Source organism: Micromonospora sp. WMMD956 (assembly GCF_029626125.1).
GTDB lineage: Bacteria > Actinomycetota > Actinomycetes > Mycobacteriales > Micromonosporaceae > Micromonospora > Micromonospora carbonacea.
In genome coordinates, this window is the sequence record NZ_JARUBI010000005.1 from 2,172,022 (window position 1) to 2,185,705 (window position 13,684).

Below are 13,684 nucleotides of genomic sequence, written 5' to 3' on the forward strand. Positions count from 1 at the left end.
GAGGGAGTTCATGCCGCAACTGTCCCGCCACACACCCTCCACTCATCACCAGTCTTTCTGACCTCGAACTGCCACGGCTGGCGGTCGCTCTGCGAGACCCCGTTGACGTATGCAGATATAATTAAATCAACCTTGATGGCTGTTTTCCCCCCTTGATCAATAAGGTCCAGCCTGCCCCAACTTACAGAGATCGTGGTAGAGAAACGATCTTCGCGGACGATTAGATCGTCCCGAAGCCTGCGAAGCTCCTCTAGCTCAGGCGGCCTTGCTGAGCAGGTGAACTGGTCGGCCTTGATGTCGTTGCGGTCGACGAGGAACGCACGCAGGTAGTTGTCGACGACCACGTCCGGGGCACTGCGATCCGGTCTGGTGGCGCGGTCGTACAGCACGAATGCGGTGATTCCGCCGCCGACGAGCAGCAACCCGAGCACCCCGGCGACCACCGTGATGATGGTCCGCACCCGTCCTGGCCGGCGGGCCGGCGTCGGCGTCCCCGACGGGGGCACCAACTGCTCCGGCGGGGTCCGCTGCGCCGGTACGCGGGAGACCTGGGAACCGGCGGGGGGCTGCACTGATTCCACCCCTTGAGGCTATCGGCTGGACGCCTCGTACCCAATGCCCAGGATGCAGCGGATCGTGACAGGACGACCCCCAGCGGTGAGAATCCGACCGGTCACGGACATCTCCGGCGCACCCGCCGTGGCGCATCCCTGAGGACGGGCGGGACCTGGGATACCGTCACTGCTCGGGGAGGGGTTCCCAACCTCGGGACGAGGGGGTGGACGCGGTGTTCGGTCCGAGGACACGCACCAACCGCGCCGCTGCCCTGCACCGCAGGGCGGAGGCGACGGCCGCTGCGGCGGCCGCCGTCCTCGACGAGATCCGGCCCGCACCGGCGGACCAGCGCCGGCAGTACGAGTTGGCGGACCGGCTGCGGTCCACGGCGGCTGTGCTCGCGCCGGGCTGGGCGGGGGCGTCACTGGAGACGCTCACCGTGGCGGTCCCGTCGGGCGAGGGCCCGCCGCCGTTCGTCCGGGTGGGCATGGCCGCTCCGCTGGACGACGCGCGCTTCCCGGCCCTCGTGCCGCTGCTCGGCACCGGGCACCTGACGATCGACGGCGACGCCCGGGATCCCCGGGTGGCGGGGCTGCTTCGGGCCGTGCTGCTGCGCCTGCTGGCGGCGACGCCGGCCGGTTGCCTGCTGGTCCGCGCCGTCGACGGGACCGGCACCGGAAAAGTCAGCACCACCACCGCCGGAGCGCGAACGGATCCGGCGACCGGCGCAGGGCCGGATGCCGTCGCCGACGCACGCACGGGCGTGACCACCGGCGAACGCGCGGACACGACCACGACCACCGACACCGGCAGCACCGGCACCGGGCTGGCCGCGCCGCCGGACGGCACGTTCGCCCCGTTCGCCGTGCTCGCGGACGCCGGCCTGCTGCCCCCGCCGGCCACGGACGTCGTCGGGCTGCGGGCCGTGCTCACCGAGGCGGAGCAGTGGGTGTCGCCGAGCAGTGGCCGACCGCGCCGGCACGACCGTACGCTGCTGGTGGTCGTGGCCGCCTGGCCGGAGGCGACGGATCCGGCCGATCTGGATCGGATCGAGGCGCTGGCGGCGCGGGGTCGGGCTGCCGGCCTGCACCTGGTCGTGGCCGGCTGGCCACCGGCCGGCCCGTACGCGACCCGCGCGCCCCTGCCGCAGGCCACCCCGCTGGCCATGCGCAACGCGTACGCGCTGCTGGGTGACCCGCCGGGCAGTTCCCTGGCGGGGCCGGGGGCGGAGCCACCGGGTGGGCTGAACTCCCCCGTCTTCGTCGACGACGATCCGCCGGCTGCCCTGGTCGACGCCGTGTGCCGGCGGCTTGCCGCAGAGATCGAGGCCGGTTCCCGGCTCAGCCTGGCCGACCTGCTGCCCGATCCGGCCGTCCCACTGTGGACGGCGGGCTCCGTGGAGGGCGCCTCCACCACGGTCGGGGACGCGGGTGGCCGTCCGGTCACCGTGGGGTTCACCGAGCTGACCCCGCACTGGCTGGTCAGCGGACGGTCCGGGGCGGATCGCGCCGCCTTCCTCAGCAACGTGCTGCTCGGCCTCTCCGCCCGGTACGGCCCGGACGAGCTGGCTCTGCACCTGGCCGACCTGGGCGACGGCGAGTCGTTCGCGGAGTTCCTGCAGACCGAGCGGGACCGGTCCTGGGTGCCCCAGGTGCGTTCGGCGGGGCTGGCCGCCGACCGGGAGTACGTGCTGGGCCTCCTCGACGAGCTGGCGGCGGAAACCCGTCGCCGGGAGGAGGCCGGCCAGCGCGCCGGTGGGCAGCGGTTCGCCGGCCTGCGTGAGCACCAGGCCCTGCCCCGGGTGGTCTGTGTGATCGACAACTTCCCGCTCCTGCTGGCCGAGCAGGATCGGCTGGCCACTGACGCGGTCGCCCGCCTGGACGCCCTGGCCCGGTCCGGTCGGGCGTACGGGGTGCATCTGGTCCTGGCCGGGGAGGGTGATCTGGGGATCGCCGGTGGGCCGACGACCCGCGACTCGTTGCCCGGGCAGTTCCCGGTGCGGGTGGCGTTGGCCGGTGGGGGCCCGGTGCTGGAGCCGAGCAACGACGCCGCAGCGGGGCTGCCGGTGGGCAGCGCGGTGGTGAACACGGCGGGCGGCCTCGGCGGTCCCCGGGGGGCCACCCGGGGGCACGAGCGGATGGTCCGCTTCCCCGACCCGCACGAGGCCCCGGAGACGATCGGGGAGCTGCGGCGCAGGCTCTGGGCGGCCCGTCCGGAGCGGTCGGCTCCGCCGGTGGTCTTCGCCGGTTGGGCGCGCCCGTCGTTGCGTAACGATCCGCACTACCGGGCGGCCTTCGCCGGGCGGGCGCGGGGGCCGGTGGCCCTGCTGGGCCGGGCGGTGGATCCGTCCCGGTCGACGGTCACGGTGCCGCTCGGCGCGGGTGCCGGCCGTAACCTGGCCGTCCTCGGCCCGGGGGCGGAGGCGGTCGCCCTGTTGGCCACTGCGGCACGGAGCGTCGCGGCGCACCACGCGCCGGGCACGGGACGGTTCGTGGTGGCGTCACTCGCCGCCGAGGCGACGCCGGTGGCCGATGCCCTGGCGGCGGACCTCGCCGGCCAGCACCGGGTGGAACGTGTCGACCTGCCGGGCCTGCTCGCCGCCGTCGACGCCGAGGAGCCCGGCTACCTGGTGGTCTTCGGGTTGGACGGGACCGCCCCGCACGACCGGCGGGCAACCGGGGCCGCCTTACGCGAGCGACAGGCAGCCGGGGTTGCCCCGGACGAGCGACAGGCGGACGGGCCCGCGCCGCACGAGCGACCGACGGGCCGGCTCGCCGGCCACGAGCGGCCGGCGAGCGGCCCCGTGCCGCCCGATCTGCTGGCGGACAGGCTGCGGACCCTGCTGCGGGACGGCCCGCCGGCCGGCCGGCACCTGCTCGGCTGGTGGCGCACGGTGCCGCCGTTCACGGCGGTGGCGCGGGCCGAGGACGACCTCGACAAGCTGGCCGCCGTGGTCGCGGTGGACGTGCCGGGGGCCCAGCTCACGGCGCTGTTCGGGCATCCGGTGCAGTGGCGTCCCCGGCCGGGCCGGGCGATGCTCTGGGACGGCCCGGACGAGCGGGGTGTCCTGCTGGTGCCGTTCACCGGCCCGGGCGACGACGCGCCACGGCCCACCGGCACCGTGGCGGAAGCCGGCACCATGACGGAAGCCGGCAGCGCGCCGGGAACCGGCACCGCCCCGCAAGCCCACGCCACGACGCGAGGCGACACCACCACGGGGGCCGGGGCGGGCCCGGGAACCGCGGCCGAGGCCGCGACGCGGGCCGCCGGTGCCGAGGCAGGGACCGACGAGGGGGAGGGCGGATGAGCCGGGAGCCGACCACCTTCGTCGCCGCACCGCCGGCTGCGGGACCGGTCCGTCAGCGGGCCGGCGTCGACCCGGTGCCCGCCGTCGACAGCGCCGCGGCCTGGACGGAGTACGTCGCCGCCGCCCGCCAGCTCGACGGGGTGCGCCGGGGCGCGGCGACCGCCGCGACGGAGCAGGCCCGGGCGGTGCAGGCCGCCCGCGAGGAGCTGACCGGGGTACGCGAGCGGCTGGCGCCGCAGCAGTCCCGGCTGCGCGAGTTGGGCGTACCCCCGATCGTGCTGGCGCCGTCGCCGCCGGAGCTGAGCGAGGCGGCCCGGGAGATGGTCGCCGGGCCGACGGCGGTGTCGACGGCCCTGCGCGCGGCGCGGGGCTGGGCGGACGGGGCCGACGGCCTGTTGGCGGGGCGCGGCCGGTTCGGTCCGGGGGCCTGGCCGCCGCGGCTGCGAAACCTGCTGGTCTACGGGCCGCTCGCGCTGGTGGTTCCGCTGCTCCAGGTGGTGCTGTACGTGGCGACGGGTGCCGGCCCGGCGAGCGTGGTGGCCCTGGTGTGCGGGCTTCCGATGCCCGCGGCCGCCTTCGTCGCCGGCTGGATCGGCGTCGGCCGCCTCTTCGGCGGGCCGGCGGGGCCGGCGGCGGAACGGAACGGGAAGCGGGCCGGCGCGGCGGGGGTGCCGGCCGACGGCCCGGTGGACCGGACGCCCCGGTGGGGTGCCCTGGTATGTCTCGTCCCGGCTGTGCTGACCACCGCCGGGCTCGTGCTGGCGATGCTGGCCGGTTGAGCCGCCCGCCCGGCCGTGCCGGGCCGCGCGGCGGGACCGGGCGCGGAAAGCAGGAACGGCGACGCCGGGGCGACCGCGTGGTCGCCCCGGCGTCGTTGCGGGATTGGCCCCGCCGGTCAGCGGGGGATGATCAGGGACATCGCCTCGGCGCGGGACTTGGCGTCGTGCTGGAGCACGCCGCGTACCGCGGAGGTGATGGTCTTCGCTCCGGACTTCTGGATGCCGCGCATGGCCATGCACATGTGCTCGCATTCGAGCACCACCACGACGCCGCGCGGGGCGAGGCTGCTCATCAGCAGGTCGGCGATCTGCGAGGTGAGCCGCTCCTGCACCTGGGGGCGGCGGGCGTAGACCTCGACGAGCCGGGCGAGCTTGGACAGGCCGGTGATCCGGCCGTCCGGCCCGGGGATGTAGCCGATGTGCGCGCTGCCCCGGAACGGGAGCAGGTGGTGCTCGCAGAGGCTCATCACGTCGATGTCCCGGACGAGCACCAGCTCCTCGTGGTTGGCCTCGAAGGTGGTGCTGAGCACCTGCGCCGGGTCGACCCGCAGGCCGGCGAAGAGCTCGGCGTACGCGCGGGCGACCCGGGCCGGGGTCTTCACGAGACCGTCGCGGTCGGGATCCTCGCCGACGGCGATGAGGATCTCGCGGACGGCCTTCTCGATGCGGGCCAGGTCGACGGACTCCTCGACCGGGCGACCGGTCAACTTGCCGTTGACCAGCCGCGCGGCGAGGTAGTCCAGACCGTCGGTGTCGGGCTCGGTCGACGAGGCACTCGGGATCGGTGCCTCGTGACCGGCCGTCGGTGCGGTGTTCAGTGCGTACCGTCCGAGTTGTTGGAGCCCGGCAGGCCGCCGCCGACGGAGGCTCCGTCGGCCTGGGCCTGCGCCTTGAGCGCCTCCTTCTCGGTCGGCGTGAGGACCGGGGGCTCGGTGGAGGGCTGGCGCTTGCCGAAGCCGTTGTAGGGGGCCATCGGCGGACGCTTCACCACGCGGGCGCAGATCCGGGCCATGTCGGCCGTGGAGAGGGTCTCCTTCTCGATCAGCTCCAGGACGATGTTGTCCAGGACGTCCCGGTATTCCACCAGGATCTCCCAGGCCTCGTCGTGGGCCAGCTCGATCAGCGCCCGCATCTCGTTGTCGATCTCGGCGGCCACCGCGTCGGAGTAGTCCCGCTCGTGGCCCATGTTGCGGCCGAGGAACGGCTCGTCGCCGCTGGTGCCGTACTTGATCGCACCGAGCTTGGAGCTCATGCCGTACTGGGTGATCATCGCGCGGGCCAGCCCGGTGGCCTTCTCGATGTCGTTGCCGGCGCCGGTGGTCGGCTCGTGGAAGACCAGTTCCTCGGCGGCCCGGCCGCCCAGCGCGTACGCCAGGGTGTCGACCATCTCGGCGCGGGTCTGGGTGTACTTGTCTTCGGTCGGCAGGACCAGCGTGTGACCCAGCGAGCGGCCGCGCGACAGGATCGTCACCTTGTGCACCGGGGCGGCGTGGGGCAGCGCCCAGGCGACCAGCGCGTGCCCACCCTCGTGGTACGCGGTGATCTTCTTCTCCTGGTCGCTCATCACCCGGGTGCGGCGCTGCGGGCCGGCGATGACCCGGTCGATCGACTCCTCCAGGGAGTCGTTGGTGATCGCCCGCTGGTCCTTGCGGGCGGTCAGCAGCGCGGCCTCGTTGATCACGTTGGCCAGGTCGGCGCCGCTGAAGCCCGGGGTGCGCCGGGCCACCGAGTCGAGGTCGACGTCGGGGGTGAACGGCTTGCCCTTGGCGTGCACCCGCAGGATGGCCTTGCGGCCCTCCATGTCGGGGGCGTCCACCGGGATCTGCCGGTCGAAGCGGCCGGGGCGCAGCAGCGCCGGGTCGAGGATGTCCGGCCGGTTGGTGGCGGCGATCAGGATGACCCCGCCCTTGGTGTCGAAGCCGTCCATCTCGACGAGGAGCTGGTTGAGGGTCTGCTCGCGCTCGTCGTGCCCGCCGCCCATGCCGGCACCGCGGTGGCGGCCGACGGCGTCGATCTCGTCGACGAAGACGATCGCCGGGGCGTTGGACTTGGCCTGCTCGAACAGGTCGCGGACGCGGCTCGCGCCGACACCCACGAACATCTCGACGAAGTCGGAGCCGGAGATCGAGTAGAACGGCACCCCCGCCTCGCCGGCGACGGCGCGGGCGAGCAGCGTCTTACCGGTGCCGGGCGGGCCGAAGAGCAGCACGCCCTTCGGGATCTTGGCGCCCAGGGCCTGGTATTTCGCCGGGTTCTGCAGGAAGTCCTTGATCTCGTGCAGCTCCTCGACGGCCTCCTCGGCGCCCGCGACGTCCGCGAAGGTCGTCTTCGGGGTGTCCTTGGTGATCATCTTCGCCTTGGACTTGCCGAAGTTGAGCACCCGGGAGCCGCCGCCCTGCATCTGCGACATGAAGAACAGCAGCAGGAGCACGAGCAGCGCGATGGGGAGCAGGTTGACCAGCAGGCTCACCCAGACGCTGTCGGACGACACCTTGGTGTCGGCCGGGCCGGTGATCCGGTTCGCCGCCTTGGCCGCGAGGACCTCGTTCCAGACCTCGTCACCGACCTCGTAGGGGAACTGGGCCTCGATCCGGTCGGTGGTGGTGTCACCGAACTTGGTCCTGCTCTCCAGGTCCAGCTGGAGCGTCTGCTCCTTGTCCTGGAAGACCGCTTTTTTGATCTTGGCGGTGTGCAGTTGGTCGAGCGCAACGGAAGTGTCCACGCGGTGGTAGCTGGGACCAGCGGTGAACAGCTGACTGAGCACAACGGCGCCGAGGATGACCAGGATGATCCAGACCACCGGTCGGCGGAAGAAACGCGTACGTTCCATGCTGTTGTCGAGCGCCGAGACGCCCGCATCCTCCTGATCGACGTCCTGACCGTCTGAATGGCTGTCGCCGCCGCGGCGGCGGCCGGAGCCGCCGTGCGGGCCGGCCTCGACCCCGGGACGCGTCACTGCCGCGTCACGGTCACTCGACGGTACACCGTGTGCGCGACATGTGGCCTTGCGAGGCCAGCAGTTACGCGTAAGGCGAACCGGGTTTCAGCCGGCGTGGCGTGGTTTCCCGCCCGGCCACCCGACCGCCCGGTCACGCGGGTCGGGGGGTCGGACGTGGAGGGTGCGTCCACACCACCGGCCTCTACCGTAGTCCGATCAGCTGAGAGCGCGCTGAACGTCCGCTTGACGGGCCCGCGCCCGCCGCCGCGGTCAGGCGCGGGCGTAGACCTCGGGCTTGAGCACGCCGACGTAGGGCAGCTCGCGGTAGCGCTCACCGAAGTCGAGGCCGTAGCCGACGACGAACTCGGTGGGGATGTCGAACCCGACGTACTTCACCGGCACCGGGACCTTGATCGCCTCCGGCTTGCGGAACAGGGCGACGACCTCGACGCTGGCCGCCGACCGGGACTCCAGGTAGCGCAGCAGCCAGGACAGGGTGAGGCCGGAGTCGACGATGTCCTCCACGACCACCACGTGCCGGCCGGCGATGTCCCGGTCCAGGTCCTTGAGGATGCGCACCACGCCGGAGGAGGTGGTGCCCTGGCCGTACGAGGAGATCGCCATGAAGTCCAACTCGACCGGGGGGCCGTGCCGGCCGAGCGCCCGGGCGAAGTCGGCCATGAACATGACCGCGCCCTTGAGCACGCAGACCAGCAGCAGCCCGTCGACGTCGGCGTGGTCCGCCGACACCTGCTTGGCCAGCTCTGCGGTCTTCTCGCGGATCTGCGCCTCGGAAATGATCACGTGGTCGATGTCGGCGTCGTACCAGGAGCCGTCAGCCATGGCTCCTAGCCTGCCGTACGCCGGATGCTCCCCGTCGGCGGGGCCGCCTCTTTCGGGGCGGCCCCGCCTGGCATTTCTCGCGCATACCAACAGCAATCAGGTCAGCAGGTGCGGGACCGCCACCGGCGGCCGCAGTCGGTGGGCTTCCAGTCCGCCGAGTCCCGGCTGTCGACGGTGAGACCGGCCGCCGGGGCGACGGCGAGGAGGAGCAGGAAGAGCAGGAGCAACAGGGATTCCATGGCGGCGCTCGCTTTCGCAGGATCTGGGATGCTTTCGCCGCCGGTGCGCACCGGACTTGACCCCAGTCTGCGCCCTCGCCGAACGGCGGGACAGTGGCAGGAATGCCACTGCACCTCGATTTCCTGCCACCGGTGCGGTTACCCTCGTCACATGCTCCGTTCCGTCGCCGTCGTCGTGATGGACCGGGTGGTCCCGTTCGAGCTGGGCGTGTTCGCCGAGGTGTTCGGCACCGACCGCACCGACGACGGCTTCCCCGGCTACCGGTTCGACGTCTGCGCCGCCGACGGCGCTCCGGCGCGCACCTCCTCCGGCTTCCTCGTCACCCCGGACGCGGACCTGACGCCCGTCGAGGACGCCGACCTCGTGGCGGTCCCCGGGCACGACGGCGCGGTCGCGCCGCCCGAGGTGCTGGCGGCGCTGCGCCGGGCCCACGCGCGCGGCGCGTACGTGCTCAGCGTCTGTTCCGGCGCGTTCGTGCTCGGCGCGGCCGGGCTGCTCGACGACCGGGAGTGCACGACCCACTGGCGCCACGTCGACGAGTTGCAGCGCCGCCACCCCCGGGCGAGGGTCCGCTGCGACTCGCTCTACGTGGCGGACGGCCGCCTGCTCACGGGCGCCGGCACGGCGGCGGGGATCGACGCCTGCCTGCACCTGGTACGCCACGAGCACGGCTCGGCCACCGCCACCCGGCTCGCCCGCCGGATGGTCGTCCCGCCGCACCGCGACGGCGGCCAGTCGCAGTACGTCGAGGCGCCCATCCCCAAGGCCCCCGAGGCGGCGACCCTGGAGCCGGTCCTGGCGTGGCTGATGGGTCACCTGGACCGGCCGGTCACCGTCGAGGAGCTCGCCGCGCACGCCGGCATGACGCCGCGCACCTTCGCCCGCCGGTTCCGCGCCGAGACCGGCACCACCCCGCACGACTGGCTGACCAACCAGCGGGTGCTGCTGGCCCGGCGGCTGCTGGAGGAGACCGGGCTGAGCGTGGAGAGCGTGGCCGGCCGCTCCGGGTTCGGCGACGCCGCGGCGCTGCGGCACCACTTCGCCCGGCGGGTCGGCACCACCCCGCACGCCTACCGCACCACCTTCCGCGACCGCGTCGCGCCCGCCCGGTCCGGGTGATCCACACCGGGTCGGCGACCTGGCGGGGTCACCGGCAACCGGAAGCCCCCAGGTCGCCGGCATCGTGTCGATCACCCGGACCGGGCGGGCCGGCCGGGATCACCCGGACCCGGCGGGGCAGCGGAGTGGCCGCAGCCGGCGCGACGTCGGTCAGCCGGGCGGCCCGGCCGCGGTCAACCGGCCCGCGCGGCGGCCCACCCGGAGACCGCCGGGCAGATGGACCTCGCCCTGGCCGTGCCAGTCGGTGACCAGGGCGTCGAGCGCCCCGACGTGCCGGTGCGACAGCGCGGCCGGCGACGCGCCCAGCTCCCGGGCCCAGGCATGCAGCACCCGGGTCCGCACGGCCGGGGCGAGCCCGGCCAGTGCCGCCACGGCCAGCCCGCCGCCGGGGGCCCGCACGCCGGCCGGGCCGTCGGTGGCGGACGAGGCCGCGGCGGGCGAGTCGGCGGAGAGTGCGGCGGCGGCCAGCTCGTCGAGGGCCGCCGCGTCGGCGGCCGCCAGGCGGGCGCTGCGGGCCAGGTTGTCCACCACCCCGGGTCCGAGCGCGCGGACCAGCGCGGGCAGCGCGTCGGCCCGGACCCGGGCCCGCGCGTACGACGGGTCGGCGTTGTGCGGGTCCTCCCACGGGCTGAGGCCGAGCGCGGCGCACGCCTTGCGGGTCTGCTCGCGGCTGATGTCGAGCAGGGGCCGCAGCAGCGGCACCCCGGCCAGGTCCCGCCGGGGCGGCATCCCGGCCAGCCCGCGCGGGCCGGCGCCCCGGGCCAGTGCCAGCAGCACCGTCTCGGCCTGGTCGTCGCGGGTGTGCCCGGTGAGCAGCGCCGCCGCCCCGTGCCGCCGGGCCGCCTCGGCGAGCGCCTGGTAACGCGCCTCGCGGGCCGCCGCCTCGGGGCCGCCGGGGCGGCCGGCGACGTCGACGCGTACCGCTTCGGCCGGCGCGAAGCCGGCCCCGGCGGCCCACGCCACGACGTCGGCGGCCCGCCGGTCGGAGCCGGCCTGGAGCGCGTGGTCGACGGTGACGAGGCCGACCGGGCGGCCCAGCCGGGGCGCGACGAACGCGGCGGCGGCGGCCAGGGCCAGCGAGTCGGCCCCGCCCGAGCAGGCGACGAGCACCGGCCCGGCCCCGGGCAGCCCCGTCAGCGCGCGGCGGACCGCGAGCCGGACGGCGGCGACCGCCGGGGCGAGCGCGGGCATCGGCGTACGGTCAGCCGGCGGTCGGGGTGGCTGCCGGCCCGTGCACCCGGGCGACCCACGCGTCGGGGTCGCCCAGCTCGTCGAGGCGGGGCAGGGTCAGCGGGGAGCCGAAGATCTTGTTGAAGCCGGCCATGCCGACGCGCTCGACGACCCCGTGGACGAACTTGCGGCCCTCGGCGTACTGGCGCATTTTGACCTCGACGCCGAGCAGCCGGCGGATCGCCTTCTCCAGCGGGTTGCCCGTCTCCCGCCGCCGGTTGAACGCGGCCCGGATCGACTCGACGCTGGGGATGACCTGCGGGCCGACGCCGTCCATGACGAACTCGGCGTGCCCCTCCAGCAGGGTCATCAGCGCGGTGAGCCGGTCGAGCACGGCCCGCTGGGCGGGGGTCTGCACGATGTCCAGCACGCTGGCCCGGCTCTGCGGGTCCTTCACCGCGTCGGAGAGGGTGGCGACGCCCCGGCGCAGCCGCTCCAGCAGGTGCTCGCCGCCCTGTGAGGCGTCGACGAACGCCTGCACCTCGCCGAGGAAGTAGGCGCGCATCCAGGGCACGGCCGTGAACTGGGTGCGGTGGGTGACCTCGTGCAGGCAGACCCAGAGCCGGAAGTCGCGCGGGTCGGCCCCGAGCTTCCGCTCCACCTCGACGATGTTCGGCGCGACGAGCAGCAGCTGGCCGGGGTCGCCGGAGAAGACCTCGTACTGGCCGAGGACCCGGCCGGACAGGTAGGCCAGGACGGTGCCGGCCTGCACGCCGGTGAGCCGGGAGCCGACCGCCTCGGTGAGCGGGCCCGGCGGCTTGTCGCCGGAGAGCCGGCTGACCAGCGGGGTGATCACCTCCCGCAGGCCGGCGATGTTGGTGGCCGCCCAGTCCCGGCGGTCGACCACCCGCACGGGCGGGTGGACCACCTGGGACCGCAGCCCGGTGTAGTCGGCCACGTGCCCGGCCGCCTCGTCGGTCAGCCGCCGCAGCTCGGAGACCACCTCGGTGGCCTCGGCGTACGACACCCGGGGCCCCGACTTGCCCAGGGCCCCCGCCGTCGCGGCGGCCAGATCCCAGTCCACGAACTGCGCCATGCACCCACCGTACCCGCGCCGGGACACCCCCACCTTTCGGGAATCCAAGGACATATCACCACGAAGTGATCAGCGGCAGCCGCAGCGCGCCAGGGCGGACGTGACGCGGTCGAGGGCGCGGCGGGTGTCGTCGAGGCTCCCGGCCGGGGCCCGGTCGGCGAGCACGGCGAAGGTGAGCAGCCGCCCGTCGGCCGTGGTGACCAAGCCGGCGATGGCGTGCACCCCGGTCAGCGTGCCGGTCTTGGCGCGGACCACCCCGGCCCCGGCCGTCGTGCCGTCCGACCGGTACCGCCCGTCCAGGGTGCCCGACCAGCCGGCCACCGGCAGGCCGCCGAAGATGCTGCCGAGCTCCGGGTGTGAGCCGTCGCCGGCGATGGCGATCAGGTCGGTCAGCAGGGACGGGCTGATCCGGTCGCTGCGGGACAGCCCGCTGGCGTCGGAGAGGGTGATCTCGTCGGCGGGCAGGCCCAGCTCGCCGAGGACGATGTCCATCGCCGCCGCGCCGCCGGCGAAGGACGCCGGCTGGTCCCGGGCCAGCGCCACCTGCCGGGCGAGCGCCTCGGCGATCACGTTGTCGCTGTCGGTGATCATCATGTCGACCAGCCGGATCATCGGCGGGGACTCGACCTTGCCCAGCTCGGTGCCGGGGGCCGGCGCCGTGCCGGCCGAGGCGTCACCGGAGGTCGGCGCGGCGCCCCGCTTGACCTGGGCGGCGGCGCCGGTGAGCCCCAGCAGCCGGGCGAAGGCGCGGCCGGCGGCCAGGTCCGGCTGCGGGCTGCGCTGCGCCCAGCCGTGGCTGGCCGCGAAGTTCTTCTTCGCCGCCACCGGGTCCACCCGCGCGCCGTCGGTCATCAACGCGCTGATCGCCGCGCCGAAGCCGCCGGTCGGGATGTCGGAGTCCCAGCCGGGCCCGTAGACCGGGCCGGGGAAGAGCGAGGAGTCGACGGTGACCCGGGTCGGCGCGGTGCCGCCGAGCGCCGTCCTGACCTGCTCGGCCAGGTCGTCGAGGCGGGCCGCGCCGGGGTAGAAGCCCTCGCCGTCGACGGCGAGGGTCGGGTCGCCGCCGCCGACGAGCACCACCTCTCCCGGGGCCGCGCCGGCCACCGCCCGGGTCGGCACGCGGTGGTCGGGGCCGCGGGCGGCCAGCACGGTCACCGCGGTCGCCAGCTTGGTCACCGAGGCGGGCACGGTGGCGTCGTCGCCGCCCCGCGAGTAGAGCGACCGGCCGGTCGTCACGTCGGCGACGGAGACGTTCACCCGGTCGCCCAGCTCCGGGGCGGCCAGCAGCGGCTCGATCGCGGCCTTCACCCCGTCGGCGGTGGGCTCCGGGGCGTGCGCGTCGGGGCCGGCGAGGACCGGGGTCGGGTCCGGCTCGACGACCTGGGCGTCGGCCCGGGAGGGCTCCCCGCCGTCGCCGAGCCAGCCGGCGACCGGGCCGGGCCGGACCACCGCCAGGCCCGCGCCGACCAGGGCGAACAGCAGCACCACGGCGAGCACGGCCAGCGGGAGGCGGCGTCGGCGGGCGGGCGGCGGGGCGTAAGCCGGCGGGGGGCCCGCCGGCGGGTCGGCGGGACCGCCGGGCGTGGGCGGGACCGACCCGGTGGCCGGGTCCGGCCCGTCGGGGGCCGCCGGCGCGG

Annotated in this window: 10 protein-coding genes and 2 pseudogenes; 4 read left to right on the forward strand and 8 right to left on the reverse strand. The window is 74.9% G+C overall.

The window, feature by feature from the left end:
- Positions 1-8: 8 nt before the first annotated feature.
- Positions 9-572 carry a hypothetical protein gene (locus tag O7628_RS10045; RefSeq protein WP_278136272.1) on the reverse strand — a complete coding sequence of 188 codons (564 nt, stop codon included), beginning with the start codon at positions 570-572 and terminating at the stop codon, positions 9-11.
- Between the two features lie 206 nt (positions 573-778).
- Between O7628_RS10045 and O7628_RS32680 the strand changes: the two are divergent.
- The 3 genes and pseudogenes from O7628_RS32680 to O7628_RS10055 all read left to right on the forward strand — a co-directional run.
- Positions 779-1,228 (forward strand): annotated as a pseudogene (locus tag O7628_RS32680) (cell division protein FtsK); the annotation flags it as partial.
- A gap of 183 nt (positions 1,229-1,411) precedes the next feature.
- Positions 1,412-3,637: pseudogene (locus tag O7628_RS10050) on the forward strand (cell division protein FtsK); the annotation flags it as partial.
- A 221-nt stretch (positions 3,638-3,858) separates the two neighbouring features.
- On the forward strand, positions 3,859-4,641 hold the full coding sequence (locus O7628_RS10055) for a hypothetical protein (protein ID WP_278129841.1): 783 nt from the start codon (positions 3,859-3,861) through the stop codon (positions 4,639-4,641).
- Positions 4,642-4,757: 116 nt separating this feature from the next.
- On the opposite strand, the gene folE is transcribed toward O7628_RS10055, so the two are convergent.
- From folE to O7628_RS10075, 4 genes are all read right to left on the reverse strand, one after another.
- Entirely contained in the window at positions 4,758-5,423 is a 666-nt protein-coding gene (folE, locus tag O7628_RS10060; RefSeq protein ID WP_278136273.1) for a GTP cyclohydrolase I FolE, read from the reverse strand.
- A gap of 32 nt (positions 5,424-5,455) precedes the next feature.
- Positions 5,456-7,471, reverse strand: a complete 2,016-nt coding sequence (gene ftsH / locus O7628_RS10065) for an ATP-dependent zinc metalloprotease FtsH (protein WP_178066648.1) — start codon at positions 7,469-7,471, stop codon at positions 5,456-5,458.
- Positions 7,472-7,849: 378 nt separating this feature from the next.
- Complete coding sequence (gene hpt / locus O7628_RS10070; RefSeq protein WP_074472259.1) at positions 7,850-8,422, reverse strand: hypoxanthine phosphoribosyltransferase; 573 nt, start codon at positions 8,420-8,422, stop codon at positions 7,850-7,852.
- Between the two features lie 101 nt (positions 8,423-8,523).
- A complete protein-coding gene (locus O7628_RS10075) occupies positions 8,524-8,661 on the reverse strand; it encodes a hypothetical protein (protein WP_176734735.1) in 138 nt (45 codons plus the stop codon).
- Between the two features lie 151 nt (positions 8,662-8,812).
- Here O7628_RS10075 and O7628_RS10080 point away from each other — a divergent pair, with 151 nt between their 5' ends.
- Positions 8,813-9,781 (forward strand): helix-turn-helix domain-containing protein, encoded by a 969-nt coding sequence (locus O7628_RS10080; RefSeq protein WP_278129845.1) that lies wholly within the window; start codon positions 8,813-8,815, stop codon positions 9,779-9,781.
- A gap of 150 nt (positions 9,782-9,931) precedes the next feature.
- On the opposite strand, the gene tilS is transcribed toward O7628_RS10080, so the two are convergent.
- From tilS to dacB, 3 genes are all read right to left on the reverse strand, one after another.
- Positions 9,932-10,972, reverse strand: coding sequence for a tRNA lysidine(34) synthetase TilS (tilS, locus tag O7628_RS10085; RefSeq protein ID WP_278129847.1), 1,041 nt, complete (start codon positions 10,970-10,972; stop codon positions 9,932-9,934).
- Positions 10,973-10,982: 10 nt separating this feature from the next.
- Positions 10,983-12,047 carry a zinc-dependent metalloprotease gene (locus O7628_RS10090; protein ID WP_278129848.1) on the reverse strand — a complete coding sequence of 355 codons (1,065 nt, stop codon included), beginning with the start codon at positions 12,045-12,047 and terminating at the stop codon, positions 10,983-10,985.
- A 69-nt stretch (positions 12,048-12,116) separates the two neighbouring features.
- Positions 12,117-13,544: a D-alanyl-D-alanine carboxypeptidase/D-alanyl-D-alanine-endopeptidase gene (dacB, locus tag O7628_RS10095; RefSeq protein WP_278136274.1), complete on the reverse strand. Its 1,428-nt coding sequence runs from the start codon at positions 13,542-13,544 to the stop codon at positions 12,117-12,119.
- Between the last annotated feature and the right edge of the window lie 140 nt (positions 13,545-13,684).